This is a genomic window from Gluconobacter sp. Gdi, from assembly GCF_014132155.1.
Lineage (GTDB): Bacteria > Pseudomonadota > Alphaproteobacteria > Acetobacterales > Acetobacteraceae > Gluconobacter.
This window is the reverse complement of record NZ_BLJQ01000001.1, coordinates 60,481-81,601: the sequence shown is the minus strand read 5'-3', so window position 1 is coordinate 81,601 and position 21,121 is coordinate 60,481. Positions and strand designations below refer to the sequence as shown.

At 58.7% G+C, this 21,121-nt stretch carries 10 protein-coding genes; 4 read left to right on the top strand and 6 right to left on the bottom strand.

The window, feature by feature from the left end; translation table 11 throughout:
• The first annotated feature begins 94 nt into the window (after positions 1-94).
• Genes JN414_RS00290 through JN414_RS00280 form a run of 3 tightly spaced genes read left to right on the top strand, consistent with a single transcriptional unit; the run spans position 95 to position 6,074 of the window.
• Entirely contained in the window at positions 95-3,268 is a 3,174-nt protein-coding gene (locus JN414_RS00290; protein ID WP_202206237.1) for an efflux RND transporter permease subunit, read from the top strand.
• Positions 3,268-4,449: an efflux RND transporter periplasmic adaptor subunit gene (locus tag JN414_RS00285; RefSeq protein WP_202206236.1), complete on the top strand. Its 1,182-nt coding sequence runs from the start codon at positions 3,268-3,270 to the stop codon at positions 4,447-4,449. The genes JN414_RS00290 and JN414_RS00285 overlap by 1 nt, the downstream gene beginning before the upstream one ends.
• Positions 4,446-6,074: an efflux transporter outer membrane subunit gene (locus JN414_RS00280; RefSeq protein WP_202206235.1), complete on the top strand. Its 1,629-nt coding sequence runs from the start codon at positions 4,446-4,448 to the stop codon at positions 6,072-6,074. The genes JN414_RS00285 and JN414_RS00280 overlap by 4 nt, the downstream gene beginning before the upstream one ends.
• 57 nt (positions 6,075-6,131) lie before the next feature.
• Here JN414_RS00280 and JN414_RS00275 read toward each other — a convergent pair whose 3' ends face one another.
• From JN414_RS00275 to tsaE, 6 genes are all read right to left on the bottom strand, one after another.
• Entirely contained in the window at positions 6,132-6,779 is a 648-nt protein-coding gene (locus tag JN414_RS00275; protein ID WP_202206234.1) for a GcrA family cell cycle regulator, read from the bottom strand.
• Between the two features lie 133 nt (positions 6,780-6,912).
• Positions 6,913-8,115, bottom strand: a complete 1,203-nt coding sequence (rnd, locus tag JN414_RS00270; protein ID WP_202206233.1) for a ribonuclease D — start codon at positions 8,113-8,115, stop codon at positions 6,913-6,915.
• Positions 8,116-8,201: 86 nt separating this feature from the next.
• Positions 8,202-8,528, bottom strand: coding sequence for a thioredoxin TrxA (gene trxA / locus JN414_RS00265; RefSeq protein WP_007283421.1), 327 nt, complete (start codon positions 8,526-8,528; stop codon positions 8,202-8,204).
• An 83-nt stretch (positions 8,529-8,611) separates the two neighbouring features.
• The gene (gene addA / locus JN414_RS00260; RefSeq protein ID WP_202206232.1) at positions 8,612-12,169 is read right to left on the bottom strand and encodes a double-strand break repair helicase AddA; all 3,558 of its coding nucleotides are present in this window, start codon (positions 12,167-12,169) and stop codon (positions 8,612-8,614) included.
• On the bottom strand, positions 12,166-15,201 hold the full coding sequence (gene addB, locus JN414_RS00255) for a double-strand break repair protein AddB (protein WP_202206231.1): 3,036 nt from the start codon (positions 15,199-15,201) through the stop codon (positions 12,166-12,168). The genes addA and addB overlap by 4 nt, the downstream gene beginning before the upstream one ends.
• Positions 15,198-15,647, bottom strand: a complete 450-nt coding sequence (tsaE, locus tag JN414_RS00250) for a tRNA (adenosine(37)-N6)-threonylcarbamoyltransferase complex ATPase subunit type 1 TsaE (protein ID WP_202206230.1) — start codon at positions 15,645-15,647, stop codon at positions 15,198-15,200. Before tsaE ends, addB begins: the two co-directional genes overlap by 4 nt.
• Positions 15,648-15,886: 239 nt before the next feature.
• Here tsaE and JN414_RS00245 point away from each other — a divergent pair, with 239 nt between their 5' ends.
• Positions 15,887-21,118 (top strand): Hint domain-containing protein, encoded by a 5,232-nt coding sequence (locus JN414_RS00245; protein WP_202206229.1) that lies wholly within the window; start codon positions 15,887-15,889, stop codon positions 21,116-21,118.
• Positions 21,119-21,121: the final 3 nt, after the last annotated feature.

The window sequence follows — 21,121 nt, the reverse complement described above, 5'->3', positions numbered from 1 at the left end:
AAATCTCTGTATTAAATGGGAGTTTAAATCCAGCTTTACAACATAGTGTGTATATCGGCGCATCTACCTAAACCGCATCAGGACGCGCCAACCAATGAATGCCATTGTTGTCACCGCGCTAAGACGACCCTTAACGTTCGTCGTCCTGTCGATTCTGATTGTGATGCTTGGCATCCTCTCGATCCTCAGGACGCCAACGGACGTATTCCCCAATATCAAGATTCCGGTCGTCGCAGCGGTCTGGACCTATCCAGGTCTTCTGCCACAGGAATTTGCTGGCCGTATTACCTACAACTTCGAACTGGCTGTTACGACAACAGTTCAGAACATCGAGCATATGGAGTCCAACTCCTACTATGGCCGGTCGATTGTAGATATTTACTTCCAGCCCGGCACGCCCATCGGGGAAGCCGAAGCAGAAGTGACGGCAATTTCGCAGACAGTGCTCCTGGGCCTTCCGCCCATGGTGCCTGCACCAATGATCATGGCCCTGAACCCGTCTCAGGTTCCCGTCATTGCTTTGCAGATCACATCTGACAAACAAACACCGTCCGATCTGTTCAAACTCGGCGTAATTACAGTTCGTCCGCTTCTTGCAACTGTTCCCGGAGCCGTTGTCGCCCATCCGAATGGCGGCATGGACAGCTTTGTCATGGTCTCCATGAACCAGGCGGAACTCCGGGCTCATCATCTTGCTGCGGCGGACGTACAGGCTGCCCTGCGCAAGCAGAACATCGTTCTGCCGGCTGGTGACCAGAAGATCGATGCGACCGACTGGATGGTGCAGACCAACGCAGCCCCGCAGAGCATGGAAGACATCGCCAATATCCCCGTCAAACGGGTTGGTAATGCGGTCATCTATGTGAGGGACGTTGCGGACGTCTATCGCGGTGGGCATCCTCAGACGAACCTGGTGCTGGTGAAGGGCCGTCAGGCTGTAGAAGTCATTACCCAGAAGGGTGGTACCGCCTCCACTCTGGATGTTGTGGCTGCGACCAAGGCGCTTCTTCCGCGTCTGCGTCAAATTCTGCCACCTGATGTGCATGTCTCAATCCTTGAAGACGCCTCCGTGATGGTGAAAGACCAGATCAAGGACGTCGTTCAGGAAATGATCACGGCCGCGTTCCTGACCGGTATCGTGGTCCTGCTGTTCCTTGGCTCCTGGCGATCCACCGTCATCATCGCCACGTCCATTCCGCTGGCCATTCTCTGCGCACTCATCGGGCTGGGCTGGGCGGGTCAGTCCATCAACGTGATGACACTGGGCGGCCTTGCACTGGCTGTCGGTATTCTCGTCGATGACGCCACCGTCATGATCGAGAACATCGATACCCACCTTGAAATGGGCAAGGATCTGGAACTCGCCATCATCGATGCGGCGAACCAGATCGTCATCCCGACTTTCGTTTCCACAACCTGCATCTGCATTGTCTGGCTGCCACTCTTCGAACTGGATGGCGTGTCAGGCTACCTCTTCATGCCAATGGCAGAAGCCATCATCTTCGCGATGATCGCGTCCTTTATCCTGTCCCGTACGCTCGTGCCCACCATGGCCAAGTATCTTCTCGCAGGACAGGTTCATCATGGGGCGCATGGCGAAACCGATCATGGCCACCCTGAACCCAAAGGCTTCTTTGGCCGGTTCCAGGCCGGATTCGAAACCCGCTTCAATCGGTTCCGCGATGGCTATGGCAGCCTTCTGGAGCGCTGCATCAGCCGCCGTGGCGCTTTCGTCGGCATCTTCATGCTGATCTCCATTGCCTCAACCGGACTCTATGCCTTCGCAGGGCGAGACTTCTTCCCTGAAGTGAAATCCGGCACTCTCCAGATGCATATGCGTGCACCTTTGGGAACGCGTATCGAGGTTGCCGGCCGTATCGCTGCCCTCGTGGATGATCGCATTCATCAGGATCTGGCAGGCAAGGTTGAAAGCATCATTTCTGATTGCGGCCTGCCAGAAGGCCCTCACAATCAGGCATTCATGCCCACACCAAGCGTCGGAACGCAGGACTGCGACCTGACGATTGCCCTGAAAAATGATGCCTCCCCTGTCTGGGACTATCGCAAGCTGCTCCGCAAGGATCTGTCACAGCGTTTCCCCGGCACGGTCTTCACATTCCAGCCTGCTGATCTGACCCAGAAAATCCTGAACTTTGGATCTTCTGCTCCGATTGACGTTCAGATCTCCGGTCCGGATGCCCTGCTGAACTACGATTATGCCCGTCACATCATCGGCAAGATCCGTCAGGTTCCAGGTGCTGCGGACGTCACCATCCAGCAAACCATGTCCACGCCGACGCTAATGGTTAACGGGGATCGGACCTTCGGTCAGGCAACAGGTGTGACGGAAGCCGATATTGCCCAGAACGAACTGTACACGCTTTCGGGCTCAGCCGTTGTGGACCCGCAGTTCTGGCTTGACCCGGAAGACAACGTTACCTTCCCGCTGAACCTTTACACCTCACAGGATCAGATGACGCATCTGAGCGATCTGCTGACCATTCCGGTGGACAAGGGTGAAGGCAACACGGAGAACATCGACCCGCAGCTTCTGGGTGCCGTTGCCAACGTGATTGCAGCCGGAACACCGGGCGAAGTGTCTCACTACAACTCGATGTCCGAAATGGACATTTACGTAAACGTCGAGGGCACGGACATGGGTTCCGTTCTGGACGGCGTGAAAAAGGTATTGGCGGCCGACGCACATAACGTCCCGCGCTCGGCTGAAATCGACGTCCACGGACAAGCCACCACCATGCATGGGGCCTATTCCCAGCTTGTCTTCGGGCTCTGCGTTTCCGTGGTGCTGATCTATCTGCTGATCGTTGTGAACTTCCAGTCCTGGCTGGACCCGTTCATCATCATCACGGCTCTGCCGGGTGCTCTGGGCGGTATTGCCTGGGCTCTGTTCCTGACAAATACGCGTCTGTCCGTTCCGGCTCTCACGGGCGCCATCATGTGCATGGGAACGGCCACGGCCAACTCCATCCTCGTGGTCTCGTTCGCCCGTGAACGCCTCGAAATCCATGGTGACGCCCTCAAGGCAGCACTGGAAGCCGGCTTTGGCCGTATCCGCCCCGTGCTCATGACCGCACTCGCCATGATTGTCGGCATGATCCCGATGGCCATTTCGAATTCCACGAACGCGCCACTGGGTAAGGCTGTCATCGGCGGTCTACTGGTCGCAACGATCTCTACGCTGCTCTTTGTCCCCTGCGTTTACGCCATCCTCCACAATCGTTCTTCGCGTCAGAAGGAAACTGTCTAATGGCCAGCTCTCCGAAAATCTTCGCCATTGCGGGAAGCTGCGTTCTCGCGCTTTACGTGGGCTTCATCGTTGTCGAAAAAACCCATGCGGCAACGGAACTGAAGGCTGACACTGAAGCTGGCGCAATCCAGAACGTCGCGGTCGTCACGCCCAAACAGTCACCTGAAAAGGTCGCCCTGACGCTCCCCGGCACGATTGATGCCTGGTATCAGGCGCCAATTTACCCGCAGGTCTCTGGCTACGTGAAGATGTGGTACAAGGACTACGGTGCACACGTGAAGGCTGGCGACGCTCTGGCCGAAATCAATGCCCCTGCCCTTGATGCACAGTATGCGCAGGCCAAGGCAGATCTGGACTCTGTAATGGCGAAGTACCACCTCGCCACCGTGACGGCCGAGCGCTGGCGCGCCATGGGGCGGTCTCAGTCCGTTTCAGGGCAGTCCGTCTCGGTGTCCAACGCAAACGAACAGTCTGCCCATGCAGAAGTGGATGCAGCACAACGTAACGTTGATCACTTCGAAGCTCTTGAGAAGTTCAAGACCATCGTTGCACCGTTTGATGGCGTCGTGACGGCGCGTAACATCAACGTCGGTGATTACGTCAACAATGGCGGCGGCGGCCTGAACTCAACCGGTGGCGCATCCGAACTCTTCACGGTTGCAGATGTACAGAAGCTGCGTCTGTTCGTGTCGGTGCCAGAAACATTCTCCTATGTTCTGCAGCCGGATCTGACCGCAACCATCAGTGTGCCCCAGTATCGTGGCCGCACGTTTGAAGCCCATTACCTGACGACATCACGCGGCTTCGATCCGACCACCCGTACGGCCGTTGCCGAGTTTACGCTTGAGAACAAGGATGAAGTCCTGTGGCCGGGCACCTTCGCCTCTGCAGCGCTGAAATCCCACAACGAAGACGCACATCTCTACGAAATCCCGACCAGTGCTCTCGTCTTCGAGGAAAAGGGCATGCAGGTCGCCATCGTCGATGAAAACAGCCGCGTCCATTACCGGAACGTCACCGTTGGTCGCATGGCCGACACATCGACCGAAATCCAGAATGGCATTTCCCCGACAGACCGCATCATCTCCAACCCACCAGCCGATGTGCTAGAAGGCGACAAGGTCAATGTTGTGGAAGGTCAGCGCGGCTATAACCAGTCAGGCTATGGGAAAGACCAATGATCAGCCCCATCCTTCGCCGTTTTTCACTCGCCTGCGGTTCAGCCCTCTCCCTTCTGGGGCTGTCAGCCTGCGATCTCGCCCCGATCTACAAGGCCCCCAGCTTCGTTGTCCCGGCGAGCTGGCAGGGTCAGGCACCGTTCGCTGTCGCCACGCCTGCTGATACGCTCCTTCCGGAAAACTGGTGGATCATGCTGCATGATCCACTCCTGAACGAGCTTGAGGAACGCGCAACCGCAGACAACGGGGACATTCAGGCAGCGGCCGAGCGCTTCATTCAGGCGCGGTCCCTCGTAGCCGCGGCGCGGTCCGAACTACTCCCCCATGCCAGCCTGGAAGCCGGTGCGTCAGACAACAAACAGTCTGCTGACCGCTTGTTCCGCAATGGTGCCACCCTCACGCAAACGGAAGAGGATTACGGCGGGCTCGTGTCCTGGGAGCCGGATTTCTGGTCGTCCATCCGGAACCGCGTTCGGTCCCAGAAGCAGTTTGCCCAGCAACGCGCGGCAGACTTCGCCATGGCGCGCCTGAGCACACAGGCGGAACTGGCGCGCGATTATATTGAACTGCGCGGTTATGACGCACAGGATGCGATCTACTCACAGTCCATCGCTTTCTATAAGCGGGCTGTCACCATCACGGAAAATCAGGTTCAGAATCAGGCAGCCCCACGTCTGGATCTGGCCCGTGCTCAGGCACAGCTCTACACCACGCAGGCCGCTCAGCTGGATATTCAGGCGGCCCGTCAGGTCACCGAACATGCCATTGCCGTTCTGACCAACTCGTCTCCATCGGCGTTCCATATTCCGCAGGTTCAAACGTTCAGCTTCATCCAGCCAAGCATCCCAACCACCGTGCCTTCCGAACTGCTGCAACGTCGGCCCGACATTGCGTCGGCCGAACGCGAAATGGCGCAGGCCAACCGGGAAATCGGCATTGCCCGTGCGGCATTCTACCCGCATATCGCTTTGAAGCTGGGCGGCGGTTTTGCGTCCAATGGCTTCGATCTGGCCAACCTGGCCAATTCACTCTGGACGTATGGCGCCAGCCTCGACATGCCACTCTTTGATGGTGGCCTGCGTCGGGCGGAACTCCAGAGAACCTGGTCAGCATATCGGGAAACGCGCGACGAATACCGCATGAAGATTCTTGATGCCTTCCGCGAAGTCGAAGATGGCTTGTCCCGGACTGAACGCCTCTCCAAAGAAAACACTGCCCTGGAGCAGGCCGTCAAAGCCAATCTCGACACCCAGAATATGACCATGACCCTTTATCAAGGTGGCGTTGGCACATACCTGGAAGCGATTTTCAGTCAGGAAAACACACTGGAAAGCCGCATCCATCAGGTGGAGGTCGCCACGCGCCTTTATACGGCAGACGTGGACCTGATCCGCAGCCTGGGTGGCGGGTGGTCCATCAAGGCGCTCCCAACCATGGACCAGACGCTGTCTATCGCGCCGCTCCAGTATGACAATCTGCACCACCCGAAGGCTGTTGGGGATGTCACGGCATCACAGCATCCGGAGCAGTTCGAGAACCTCACGGGCACCGCACCTTCGACGCCCGGCCTCGGCCATGACAGGCAACTTCCCTCCCTGCCAATGGGAGATCTGGCGAACCATCCCTGAACAGACGGATGGCCAGAAATAGCCAATAAAAAAGCCGTCCATTTGGACGGCTTTTTTTTAATCGCGACGATCGCGGATTTTGACGTAGGCGATGGCCGCATGTTCCGCACAGTAGGGCTTACCCGGCAGAGGGGTCGCGCCACAGAAATGGAACCCCGGGGTGCCCGGATCACCGATCGGCCAACAGCAGGACGGCCCACGACGCGTCGGACGATCAATGCTGGCCGTAAAACGCGGCGGCGGAGCCGGACGGACCGGCGGAGCCACACGGGGTTCCGGAGCAGGCGGCTTGGCGGGCGCTTCAGCCTTCAGGGGTGGAACCGCAGTTGCGCGTGCAACTGGGGCAACCACAGGGCGGGCCGCCACAGTCTCTGCTGCCTTTGCAGGAGCAGCCTTGGGCGCATCCACCTTGGCTGGGGTAACCTTGGCATCTACCTTATCCCCCAAAAGGTCAGTAGTTGCTTCGGCAGGTGCCGCAGCCTTCCGGGTGGGGGGCTTGCGCCGTGGCACTTCCGTTGACGGCGTTTCGCCATCCTTGACCTTGCGGTTCCGGATGGGTGACGGGCGAGGCGGCAGGCCAAGGCGATGCGCCTTGCCAACAACAGCATTCTTCGTGATGGAAAGCTGGCGGCCGATTTCGGCGGTCGAAAGTCCCTGACTCCACAACTCGCGAAGTCTGGCGATCGTCTCGTCCGTCCAGTCCATATATCGTTCCTCTGTCGCGCATCCGGGCCTGTCTTGGCCCACTATCCTGTTACCCGCCGACCCTTTTTACAGGACCGGAATCTTTTGGGTGACGTTCCTTACCAGAAAGTCATGCCCGCGTCGAAGGTGCTTGTCACGCGTCCGCAGGTTCACCGTCTGGTGCAACCCGCTGAAGCTCAACACATCCCTTTACGACAGCCAGTGCGATCTCGCCACGTACGAGCGCCAGCGCATCCAGCCCAAAAACTTCACGACGCCAGCCCTTGAGAGCACCGACATCTGTCTCACCAAGCGCAATCCGGTCCAGATCTTCGGAAGACGCCACCAGACGCGGCGCGACTTTGTGCATTTCACACTTGGCTGTCTGAAGCACCCGAAGAAGCGCAACCAGTGCTGCTGATGGCCGTCCACGATCAGACTTGGACGGTGGCTTGGGCAGTTCGGACTCCGGAAGGTTTTCACCGACACGAACGACTTCCAGAAGCCCCTGCCCCATGCGCCCTTCGGCAAAGCCACGCGTTACACCACGGACACGCGCTAACGTCTCAACGTTTTCCGGCTTGATCGCAGCAATTTCGAGCAGACTTTCATCCCGAATAACCCGCTGCCGGGGAATATCGGCGTTCTGCGCCTCTTTTTCACGCCATGCTGCTATCTCACGCAGGATACCAAGCATTCTGCGATTATTCGTGCGGGCTTTCAGCTTTTCCCAAAGACGGCGCGGATCAGGGCGGAATGTCTCTTCGGACGTCAGAACAGCCTGTTCAGCATCAGCCCAGCGTAGGCGACCTTCATCTTCAAGCTGCTTGCGAAGCGCAAGATAGACTGTGCGAAGATGCGTCACATCCGCTGCTGCGTAAGCAATCTGCGCCTTCGTCAGCGGACGGGCTGACCAGTCACTGAACCGATGGGCCTTGTCGATCGCATTGCCAGTGATAGCCCCTACGAGGCTGTCATAACCGACCTGATCGCCAAATCCGGCCACCATCGCAGCGACCTGCGTATCGAACAAGGACTGCGGGAGCCGATCGAAAATATGAAGGAAGATTTCAAGGTCCTGCCGTGCGGCATGGAACACCTTGATGCATCCGGGCTCATCGAGAAGTTCGCCCAGCGGAGCCAGATCAATGCCCGGTGCCAGCGTATCGATAACGGCGACGTCTTCGGCGCCAGCAAGCTGCACGAGGCAGAGCTCGGGCCAGTAGGTTTTTTCCCGAACAAATTCCGTATCGATGGTAACGAACGGCTCCTGCTTCAGCTTGTTGCAGAGCCGTGCAACCTCTTCACTGGAGGTTACGATGACGGGGGACGGGAAATCAGAGGCTTTCGGACGCATGGCCCGATCCTACACAAAGGAATCGCCTCTGACCACGCCCCCACTGCCCTCTAATGAAGGACAGTGAACAGCGAGTAGCCGTCAGATCAGATGGACTTTTCGATCCAGGCCTTGAGCTGGCTCTTCGGCATCGCACCCATCTGCTGGGCGACCGGCTTGCCGTCCTTGAAGACAATCAGCGTCGGGATGCTGCGGACGCCGTACTGCGTCGGGGCTTCCGGGTTGGAGTCGATGTTGACCTTGGCTACCTTCAGGCGGCCCTGATACTCAGCGCCGATTTCCTCGAGCGCCGGGGCAATCATCTTGCACGGACCGCACCATTCTGCCCAGAAATCGACCAGAACCGGGCCGTCAGACTTCAGGACGTCTGTTTCAAAGCTGCTATCCGTAACGGCAACCGTATTTGCGCTCATGGACGTGTTCCTTGTGATGAAACGTGTTTCTGTAAACCGATATCGGCTTCTCTGGTCAGGACTGCAAGAGCCTGCCCATTAAATCAAGACCCCTCCAGTACACGATCCAGAAGCTCATCTGGAAGAACCATCACAGAGGGCCCCTCCGTCCAGACCAGCGAGCAGTGAATGGCAAAATCGGGGTGCAGTTGCTGGAGAACAGCCCTATAGGCCGCCATCTGCCGCACATAGGCCACGGGTGTGCGCTCAACGCGAATCGGGGGAGTACGGTTCGTTTTGTAATCGCAGATCCAGATTTCTCCGTTCCCGATCCACAGACGATCCACCTGCCCCAGAACCACGCGCCCCTCACTGATGCCCGATATTGGCTGCTCTGCCCTGCTACCTGCCTGAAACAGAGGTGCGAGATCCGGATGATGCAGGACGCCCATGACCTGATCCGTAAGACGCTCGACCTCGATCTCTGTCAGCCCGAGCGCAGGTCTGGAGAGCCAGCGGGCTGCAAGCGCCAGCCGATCTTCGGAAGGCGTTTCCGGCAGAAGCTGAAGCAGGCGATGGATCATCGTGCCGCGCCGCATGGCCTGTTCCCGAACTGGCTTTGGTCTCCCCGCCAAAAGTTCCAGCGGGGAGCGGGCTGCGGGCGCTTCGCCAAACTCCGCGCCATCCGGCCGGCTCGGCGCCAGAGGCCGGGTCATGGCGTCTTCCATTGGCGCAACATCCGCGCGCCACTCGGGCGCACGGCCTAGCCAGACCGGCAAATCCAGCATGGGCGCGACGATCTGCGGCGCGGCATCCGGCGCGGGAGCCACACTTCGCTCTTCTTCCAGAAGCAGACGGTCTCCGTCCCACCCCAGTCCCAGCGGTTCGGATCGCGCATTGATGAGCGTTTCAAACCCGGCCTGACATTGACGATACCAACTCGTGTCTTCCGGCTGACGTTTCGTGGAGGCTCCGCAGATCACCAGCCAGTCACTGGCGCGCGTCAGGGCCACGTAGAGTAGACGGTTATTTTCCGCCCGTGCCTTCTCCGCATCGCGAGCAGACAAGGCCGTCGTGACATCCGTGCCAGCATCTTTCTTCGGCACCCAGATCGGAAGGTCCAGCCCGACCGCCTCCTCCCACAGGAAATCGCCACTGGCTGGCGCACGGGACAACGTATCCGGCATCACGACCAAACGGGCCTGCAATCCCTTCGATCCATGCACAGTCATGACGCGGACAGCCCCGGTCTCGCTTTCGGCTTCACGCTTACTGGTGATTTCGCTAGCTTCCAGCCAATGCAGAAACCCCTGAAGCGAAGGGGGGTGCAGTCCTTCGTAGCGCAGGGCAGCGGTCAGCAGTTCGTCCACAGGTTCAGCCGCTTCCGGCCCAAGACGACGCAGCAATCTTGTGCGCCCACCATGCGGGCCAAGGGCTTCGGCCAGCAGACGATACGGCGTGGCATAATCCACCCGTGCATAAAGCGCGGACAGCATGACCCACGCGGACTGCCACTCCGCACGCTCCCGATGACGCTCCCGCAGGACAGTCCAGAGCGGCTGGCCTTTAGAGCCAAGGGCGTGGGCGCGACCATCTTTTGTCGCCAGCGCCATCAGGGAATCATCGCTCAGTCCACCGAGGGGTGAGGTCAGAACCGCCGCCAGTGTCAGATCGTCTTGTGGCAAAAGCAGTGCCGCACAGAGCGTCATGAGGTCGCGCACAGCGACCTGCTGTGTCAGACCAACGCGCACCAGTGTTGCCACCGGCACATTCCGCGACTTCAACGCCCGGATCAGGGAGCGCAGGAATGACGAACGACGCGGGACGAGAATCAGGACATCACCAGCTTTCAACGGCGCCTGACCCGGTTGCGGCGAACGACCAATTTGTTGATCAATCCACCCGGCAAGGGCCTCCGCCAGACGCTGTGGTGCACTGCGCTGGCCGGTATTGGCTTTCGGAGCCTGCCAGGGCGTCAGACCTTCATCATCGTCTTCGCCTTCCAGCACCGGAACGAGCGGCCAGAGTTCAACGCGCCCACCCTGCCCCGGACGCGCGGACACATGAGGAAGGAGTGCCTCCTGCCCCTGCTCCAGCAGGCCATGTGCGGCATTCGGCTGAGAAAAGACCGCGTCCACAAAAGACAGAACGGGCGTGACGGAGCGGAACGAGACGTTCAGATCCGGATCACGCCACGGCAGACCCGCATTCTGAACGCGACGGGCAAACTCGGCTCTCCAGCTATGAAACTGTTCGGGGTCAGCGCCCTGAAATCCGTAAATGGACTGTTTGTAGTCGCCGACCGCGAACACGGTGCGGGGTCTCGGCCCCTGCTCCCATGCGCCCTCACCGGAGAAGAACTCGGATGTCAGAGCTCCGGCGATTTCCCACTGAAGCCCGGAATTATCCTGCACCTCGTCCAGCAACAGGTGGTCGATACCGCCATCCAGCTTGTAGAGCACCCAGGCCGCACCTGGATCTTCCAGCAGATTCCGCGTTTCCTGAATAAGGTCGTTGTAGTCCACCAGTCCACGCGCGGCCTTGCCCTCTCGGAAGTTAGACAGCATTGGTGCGGCAAGGGACAGAAGCGCGCGATTCAGGGAAAGAAGCACGGCGCGCTTGATGCTCTCGGTCAGGTCCAGAAGGCGCTGGCCTTCCTCTTCCAGCAGCGGCACGATGTCAGGAACGGCGTCCTGTGCTTTCTTGCTGATGATGCGGTTCATCTGCCGCACGGTGCCTTTGTCCGTCAGCAGACATTTGCTCCAGACAGGTGCCGAACGGTCTTCTATCTGCGTCCCAAGCCATAGGAGCATCTGCTCCACAGTTGGTTTCGCAGCGGCCGTGACCACGCCGAGCGCCGCCTGAAGTCCGGCCCGCAATTCCGCTTCCTTGCGAGGCTTACAGATCAACCCTTCCAGATCAGACGCCGCCTCCTGCCCGGCTTTCAGGGCGCCCCGATAAGCGCTCAGCACAGCGTCCGGCAGGATCTGCCAGCGGTCCAGCAGGGGACGAACGCGGCTTTCTTCCATGTTCAGAGCACGTATCCGCTGGAAGAACCGGTCGATCCCGATGGTCCCCGCCACTTCGGCCACGATTTTCGGAGCCTTGGCGAGTTCGTCTTCCATGGCTTCCCGCAAAGCGAGCGTCGTATCCGTATCTTCCATCAGAGTGAAATGCGGATCAACGGAGGCTTCCAGCGGGAAACGACGCAGAAGAGACTGACAGAACGCATGGATCGTTTCGATCCGCAGACCGCCCGGCAGGTCCAGAACTTTCAGGAACAGCGCCCGGGCCGCACGACGTGTCTCATCCGTATTGGGGACACGCAGTTTCTCAAGTTCCCGGCCCAGACGCTCATCCGGGAGCGATACCCATTCGCCAAGCCGGGACTGAAGACGGTTGGCCATCTCCGCGGCGGCGGCTTTGGTGTAGGTCAAGCATAGGATGCGGGACGGATTTGCCCCTTCGGCCAACACAATCGACCCATCATCTGCTTCTACTTCAAGGGGCAGCATCAGACGAAGCAGACGATCAATCAGCAGCTTCGTCTTACCTGATCCAGCAGACGCAGACACGAAGACGGACGCCATCGGGTCAGACGCGGCAAGCTGGGTGCGATCAGCTTCCGCAATGACGTCAGCGCGGTTGCGCGTCTCGCTCATGAATCGTCTCCTTCCGCATAGGCCGCGCGCCATTCGTCCACCCGTGCCAACTGAGCGTAATCCGTATAGCGCGGCACATGCCCGGCCCAGGGCTGGGAGCGATAGGGTTGATCGGGCTGGTCATACTCATCAATGAGGCCACGCAGTTTTTCCATGGCCTCACCAATCAGGGCAGCGGCATCAAGGCTGGATTTCCGGCTTGGAACTTCGCTCTCTTTCCCCGGATCATCGCCGCCTGTCAGGTGCCAGTACAGAAGCTGTTTCGTTTCGGCAGCCGGAACGCCTTCGAAAGCACCTTTGGCCAGCAATGCCCCTTCCAGAACAAGCTGAACGGACCATCCACCCTCTACCGCTTTGCCTGTTGGCGGAGAGCCGGTCTTGTAATCGAAGATCGTCGCCTTGCCGTCTTCATCAACGTCAATGCGGTCTGCCCTCCCGCGTAGCTCAAAGGGTGCGCGTGCAGCTTCGATCCTGAAGGACGCAGACACTTCCATATGTCGCGCGACGGCGTGTTCCTGTTCTCGACGGGTGCGCTCCTGTACGGCAACCCAGTCCGCAATACGCTCCAGCCTTGGGGCCCACCAACTGACCAGCGCAGGTCGCATATTGGCCTTGGCAAGTTCTTCGGCGAAGGTACGCTTCAAGGAGGCAGCCACATTCTGCGGCCAACGATCCGGATAGTCCTTGAGAACGCGATCCATAGCCTCATGCACGATCATGCCGAAATCAGCATGTTCCGCCCCTTCTTCAAGCGGCTTGAGTGCCTTCAGCTTCAGAACATGCTTGGCGTAAATGGCATACGGGTCCTGCATCCACGTTTCGATCTCCGTGATGCTCAGACGCCGCGGCCGGAGTGCCACAGGAGGCCTTGGCTCTGGGGGAGCCACGGTTTCTGCACCATCCAGCGGCTGATCCATGGCCTTTTGCCATTCGAGCGCTGGATGCACAGGCAGCTTCTGGCCGCGACCACCCAGGAATGCTTCCATTCGCACCATCCAGCGGGCAGGCACACCCGGTGCACCATCCCGTCGGGCGGAACTGGAAAACACGACCTCCCCAGCGGCCAGCGCTGTTGAGACGAAATCATGGGCACTGATCCCGATCTGCCGCTCAGGAGACGGCAGACCCACACGCGTCCGCATCGGGCGGCTCAACCATGGCCCAGGATCAGTCGCGGGCGGCCAGACCGTTTCGTTCAATCCACCCAGAACAACCACATCGAACGCCAATAGACGCGCTTCGAGCACACCGAGAATGGTGACACGCGGATGGGCCAACTCCACACCACCCCGATGCGCGCGCAAACCCGTCAGCATCTGCCCGGCCATGGACGTGTTCAGGAAGGAATCCAGATGCGCCAACCTTTGCGGTGGCAGGATGCCGGTATGCTGGATCAAAGCGGCCAAGTGGCGAGACAGCGCCTCACCATCGTCCCCCATCCAGAGACGGCCACCCGGATGCAGTCCTTCTTCAGGCTCTGCAGTCAGTTCTGTTTCGGTCGCAGCCAGAGCTTCGGCGGTATGAATCAAGGCTTCCAGCAATTCAGGGAGTGGAACCGCGCCAGACAGGCCAAGCAAAGGCTCGAAAGCGGCTTCAATCCGGGCGATGAACGCTGCTGGCCCTTCCGGCTCATCAGGAGCATCCGCGCTTGCCCCATTGTCCGGATCACGCTGGTTCTGAATATAAGTCTCAAGCGCCGCTTTAAGGCCTGCAATCCCCGGTGCAGGAGCGGGTCCACGCAGCAACAGACGCTCCAGCCGACGGGCCGAGGCGTGACAGTTGCCCGGTGTTCGCCCAAGCGACGCTAAAGGGTGTTTCAGAACGGAAAGCAGAGCCACCGGGGACAGTTGCGCCTCGGCTGCCGTGGCGATCAGGCGCAGGAACACGGCGGCTGGCGTCTGCGCCAGAGGCTCACCGGCACTGTCATCAGCATAAATCCCGAACCGCAAAAGCTCGGTCCCGACGCGCTGGGCAAGACTACGATCTGGCGTCACAAGCGCACAGGTCTGGCCGGAGACGGACACCACATTTCTAAGGATCAGCGCGATGGACTGCGCTTCCTGTTGCTGATCCTGTGCAGGCAGCAGAGACAGGCCAGAGATATCACGCGGGTTCAGATCCCGCCCCCAGGCCGTAATCCCCTGTTCCGGCAGCATGACGCCACGCATCAGACGCTCTCTGGCCCGATCCCTGCCGCCGTCCCAATCCGTCAGATTGTCGCGTGTCAGACCCAGATCCGCAAGAATTTCCTTGAGACCAGCTTGTGGGTGGGACGCAGGAAGCGCCTCCCACATTGCCTGAGGCAGGTCCAGATCAACCCCCGGAAGGATCACCAGTCCGGCCGGCAATGTCGCTACTGCCGCCAGCACATCTGAAACCGCTGCGGACCCATCTGCGAACCCGACGGCCCAAACTGGCGTGTGGGGCGGAACATGCTGCCATGCCGCCGCCTGCGCTTTCAGACGCGCGACCTGACGGGCAACGGGGTTCGACAGACCCTCTTCTTCTAACCATTTCGGCCAGATCGTGGTTACGATTTCCAGAAATTTCAGCGTCTGCTGCCAGTGTTCCGAAAAGCGTTCCTCTACAGCGTCCGGCAGACTTTTTGCCAGATCCACGCCACTCCGCTCGGCCTCATCCATCAGGTCAGCCAGGGCCTTGGCGAGAGGCCATGCCCGATCAATGCCTTTGGTTTTGTCCACTCCGACACTGACAATGGGCGTTTGCAGAATCAGCATGGACAGAACAGCCAGCCGTCTTTGTGGCTCAACAGCCGGGGGCAACGAGACATCAATCCCGATGGACGCCAGCGCCTCTTCATCTACGTCATTGATCGCAACGATGCGCGGCAGAAGGGATGCCTTGCCATCCAGCACGCGCAGGAACGCTTCCATCAATGCACGGCCGGCACGACGGCTCGGCACGAGCAGCAGGCCCGGACCATCCGTTCCAGCGGCAGGGTCCTGCTTCAGCCATTCATGAGCGACCCGATCCAGAAACGGCTCGGTGCCCGCAATCGTCACAACGGTCATAGCGCAATCCCGCTCAGGCGCTCGTCCGGCCAGCCGGTCAGGTCTGCAAGACGTTCGTCTTCTGTCGCACCAGAGGTCAGCGTCAGATGCAGGGCATTGGCGGGCAGGAGATCTTCGGCGCGCTCTGGCCATTCCACCAGCATGATGCCTTCGCAGGCTTCATCCCAGGCCAGTTCATACAGCGCATCCGACCCATCCAACCGCCATAGATCATAGTGGAAAACTGGCCCGGCGGAGGTGTCATAAGGCTGAACCAGCGCAAAACTTGGGCTCGGGACTTCCATCGTAGCATCGCCTGCCAGAAACCGTAGAAAGGCCCGGGCAAAAGTGCTCTTCCCAGCACCCAGTCCACCCGACAGGGCAATGCAGTCTCCGGCGGCACAAAGCGTCGCGATTCGGGCAGCAAGATGTTCGGTCGAGGTCTGATCAGGGAGGCTTATCTGCATCCCCTCAATGTGACGTTCTATGGGCCATCCAGCAAGCGCCCTCGTGTTCTGGTTTCTGACAACACATCATTGCTCTCTAAAAGCATGGAATAGGACACAAAACGAAATGAAGTGAATGTTTTGTGATTTTTTAAAAAATACAAACAACGCATATTGACTCTTTATTACGCAAAGTCAGAAATGTTTTTTAACTTTTCAGTAACGATTCTGAAAAATTATTCCAGCAAGGGTATTTAACAATGACATCCACGCTGCTCATCAATGAATTCATGTTTAACTCAAGTATTTCTGGCGATCCGAACGAATTTATAGAAATCAAGGGTGATGCAGATACGGATTATAGTGCATGGTCGCTAATCGTCGTAGACGGCGATGGAACGGCTGCCGGTAAAATTGATAATGTTTTTCAGCTCGGCGTCACTAACAGCAACGGTTACTGGGTCACACCATACCAGACAAATTCTTTGCAGAACGGCACGCAAACTGTCCTCTTGGTCAAAAATTTTACTGGCAAAGCGGGAGACGATCTGGACACGGCCAACACAGGCACTTTCACCTCTACGCCCTGGTCTGAAATCGGTGACACCATTGCGGTCTCAGATGGCGGAAAGGGCGATCCAACTTACGCGAACGCGCCCGTTCTCACAGGCAAATTAATTGCCGGTGCCTCCCGCATTCCTGACGGAAGGGACACTGACAGCCCATCAGACTGGACTGTGGATGATCCGGCTCTTTCTGGCATTGCGGGTTACGGCACAACGCCTGCCGCTGGAACAGTTCTCGTAACACCCGAGGCTGCAAACGACGGCTCTGATGCCGGAGGTTCCTCTGGGTCTGACGATGGCTCTTCCGGGTCGGACACGGGATCAGGCGGTAGCGGTGATGACTCCGGCACCACTACACCGACAACACCAACACCTCTGACGATCCAGCAGATTAACGGGAATGGTTATTACAGTACGGTAGCGGGCAGCAGCGTCACCACCACGGGTGTCGTCACAGCCATTGATACGAATGGCAGTATCGGGTTCTGGATCCAGCAGTCCAGCAAGGACGCCAACAGCGTCGGAAGTACCGGCCTGTTTGTCTATGCCGGAAAAAACGCAACGCTCCCGACTGTTGGCACAACAGTCTCCGTAACCGGCACTGTCACGAACTACTCCGGTACATCCTGGAGCAAGTCCCTCACTTTACCGGAACTCAATCTCGTCTCCTACACAGACACGGGTGCAGCCTACACGGCCATTACCCCAGCGGTGGTGGGTCAAGGTGGCCTCACCGTTCCGGCGGCCTCCTATCTCGGCGATCTGCAACAGGCGATCGACCTCAACACCAGTACGGCTTCCCTCAATCCAGACACCAACGCTTTGGACTTTTACCGGAGCCTCATCGGTCAGGTCATTACCCTGCATGACGTTGTGGCCACCGGCGCCACAGCCTCTAACGCCACATGGGTCGTGCCGGATAACGGCAATGGACTGCTCACGCCAACCGGCGCTCTTCAGAGCACCGAGAGCAGCATCAACACCCAGCGCGTCGAGATATACTATGATAGCGGTGTCACGCCTGGCTCTGCCATCAGTGCCGAAGTAGGCGACAAGCTCGGCGATATTACGGGTGTTCTAACGTATTACAACGGCGTTTATGAACTGATCCCGACCACACAGGTCACGGTCATTCACAATGAAACGCCTGCGCCAGTTACGACCTTCCACAAGGACGAGCAGAACCTTCTCGTCAGCGACTACAACATCGAGAATTTCAACGCCCTGGACCCGGCAAATGCGGACCGTCTGAAGCAGGTCGCGCAGATCATCGTCAAAAATCTTGACAGTCCGGATGTTCTGGCTGTTCAGGAAATTCAGGATGACAGTGGCGTCACTAACGATGGAACTGTCAGCGCTGAGCAGAACCTTGCCGCTCTGGTCAAAGCCATCGCTGATGCCGGGGGGCCCACCTATTCCTGGGCTCAGGTCGATCCGGCGAATGGCACGCAGGGTGGCGTCTCCGGCGGCAATATCCGCAGCGTCTTCCTCTACAACGCAGACCGCGTCACACTGAAAGAACCCGTAACCACCATCGGCAGTGAGGAACTGAGCGGCACGTTTAAGAACACCCGCCTGCCCCTGGTTGGAACCTTCGAGTTCAATGGCAAGGATGTCACGCTCATTAACGTGCATCTGTCCTCGCAGGCCGGAAGTTCGGAGCTGTATGGTGCGACCCAGCCACCAGTAAATCATGGCGGCACGACAGCGACGGTCAACAACCGTATCGCGCAGGCCCAGTACATCACGAACTACGTCCAGAACCAGCTTTCGAGCGATCCTACCGCCAAGATCGGCATCCTCGGTGACTTCAATGACGTGGCGTGGAGCGACGCCAACCAGGTCTATGCCAATGCTGGCCTGACGGACATGGAGACCAAAGAAGACGCAAGCAATCGCTACACCTACATCTATGAAGGCAACGCGCAGTCACTCGACCATACGGTCGGAACGGACGGGTTTGCGAATGCGGGCCAGTTCCAGACCCTGCACGTTAATACGGGACAACTCGACGCAGAGTCAGATCACGATCCGTCCCTGACCCTTCTGGAAATGACGGATTACAGGGCTACGAACGGCACAGCCCTGTCTGACATTACTCTGACAAGCAGCCAGAGCGCCGCCGTCCATAGCGGCAGTTCGGCCTCGAATGTCAGCGTTGGAGATGGAAGCCGTCTTGCACTTTATGCAGGCAGCACGACCCGAAACATCCATCTTTCCAGTGGTGCAAAAGTGGACCTGCCAGAACTCGCCTGGTCCAGCAGCACCACAGCAACCCTGACCGACCCTTCCACGCTGGAAATTTCCAACGGCATAGACACCTATACGATAGCCCTCGATAGCGACTATGCCGCTGATTTCTTCACCCTTCAGTCTGACAGTACAGGCGGCACACTTCTCCTGGCCGAAGGGACGCCCTGCTATTGCCGCGGCACACTCATCATGACGAACCGCGGAGAGATTCCGGTCGAACAGCTCGAAATCGCTGATCTTGTTCAGACCCGTTCGAACGGTCTCCGAGCCATCCACTGGATTGGTCGCCGAAACTATGCGGGCGCGTTCGCTAATGGGAACCGTGACATCCTTCCGGTCATCTTCCGTAGCGGTTCTCTAGGCAATAATCTGCCACAACAGGATCTGTCCGTTTCGCCACTCCACGCCATGTATCTGGACGGGGTTCTGATCCCCGCAGTCGCTCTGGTCAACGGCACAAGCATCCTTCAGGCAGAACGCATGGATGAGGTGGCTTATTTCCACATTGAGCTGGAAAGCCACGACGTCATCTTCGCGAACGGTGCAGAGTCCGAAACCTTTGTGGACGATAGCTCTCGTGGCATGTTCCACAATGCTTCCGAGTATGATGCGCTCTATCCTGCGGCAGAGCAGGTTCAGGCCCGCTATTGTGCGCCACGTGTTGAAGAAGGTGCTCAGTTAGCCGCCATTCGGACGCGCCTGAACGCTCTTTCCACTAAAACACGCGTGGCAACGGGCCCTCTGGAAGGCTTCCTGGACGTTGTAACCCACACTCATATTGAAGGGTGGGCACGCGTTCCGGGCAGCACTGACGCCGTTCGCCTTCAGATCCTTGATAATGGGGTTGTTCTCGGCGAAGTCACCACGGGAACGGCAAGGCCGGATGTTGGTGGAGCCTGTGGCTTCCGATTTGATATTCCAGGCGGTCTGTCTCCGCTGGATCGTCACGTTCTGGAAGTGCGTCGCGCCACCGATCATGCTCCCTTGGGCAACACGCCCTGGATGATGGACCAGATGGAGCAGAAAATTCCACAGGCCGTTCTGGCACCGTCGCCAGTGGCCCCTCTTGATGGCTTCATAGACATCGCTACACGCAATCGCATCTCCGGCTGGGCGACGAACCCTGCTAACCCCGAAGATGTCGTGACGCTGCAGATCGTCGATAACGGTGTGGTTCTCGCTTCCATCGTGGCAAACGGTCGTCGCCCCGATGTTGCCAAGAGCGGACGGCCCCTGCTCTGCGGCTTCGATGTGATCCTGCCCGGCGGCCTCTCCCCACTCACACGCCATGTTCTGGAAGTGCGTCGGGAAGAGGACGGTGCACTTCTGGGCACGCCACAGGTTCTGGAACCCGTAACGGCCTTCGACGCGGATATGGAGCAGACTGTAGCCCGCGCTGTGTCTGCTGCCGCTGACGAACAGTCTGGCGATCAGGTTCTGTCCTTCCTCCTCGGACAGGTGGAAAAACTCCGACAGTCCCGTGCGCTGGCCGTGAGTGGTCTGGCAGAACAGTCTCTTCATGCCACGCGCCGTCGCCGGGGAATGCCCACAAAGGCCACAACGCAACGCAAGCGGGCACTCGTCATTGACAGCCTTCGCCCCGATGCCAATCGGGATGCGGGATCTCAGGCGATCCTGTCTCACATGATGGCCCTCGAAACTCTGGGTTATGACGTCTGTTTCGTAGCCGCTGACCAAATGGACATGACCGCTCCTCTGGACTCACTGGCAAGTGTAAAGGTGCAGGGACTTCCGTTCTTTGCGTCCGTCGAAGACGTTCTGCGCCGCCAGTTGAACAGCTTCGACGTCGTGTATCTGCACCGTGAAGATATCGCGACGCGCTATATGGCACTCGTCCGCCGTAACCAGCAGAAAGCCTACGTCCTCTACAGCGTCGCAGACCTTCACTTCCTGCGTCTGGCACGTCAGGCCGCAGTGCAGGGCCGACCGGAACTGATGGCGAAGGCCAATCAGATTCGCGTGGCGGAATACCGGGCAGTTCTTCAGGCGGATGCTGTCCTGACGCATTCTGAAGCGGAAGCGGCCCAGCTTCGGAAAGATCTGCCGCAAGCCATCGTGCATGTGGTTCCATGGGCAACACCTGCGGCCAGCACCTCGTCCACAAGCCACGACAGAAACGGCGTACTGTTCATTGGTAACTACGCACATGCCCCAAACAGCGATGCCGTGCAGTGGCTGGTGAATGACATCATGCCGGCGGTGTGGGCCATGGACCCGACCATTACCTGCACTCTGGTTGGGGCAGAGATGCCAGACAGCATCCATGCTATGGCCAGCGATCGCATCCGGGTTCTTGGTCATGTCCAGAACTTGGACAGCGTGCTGAACCAAGCGCGCCTCAGTGTCGCTCCTCTCCGGTTCGGGGCAGGCATCAAGGGTAAGGTGCTGGAAAGCCTATCTGCGGGCGTGCCCTGCATCATGACGCCCGTGGCCGCAGAAGGACTGGCGCTTCCGGACAGTCTGCGTGGCCTCGTCCAGTCCACCACCCAAGACATGGCCCAACAGATTGTGGCGCTGCACTCCGCCAAAACTCTGTCTGGCATCATTGAAGCCGGACAGACATACACCAGCGTCACATTCTCTGAAGACGCTGTGACAACGGCACTGGGTGTGGCGCTTGAGCGGAAAGTAACGTTTCAGGCAGCAGGCTGAAGA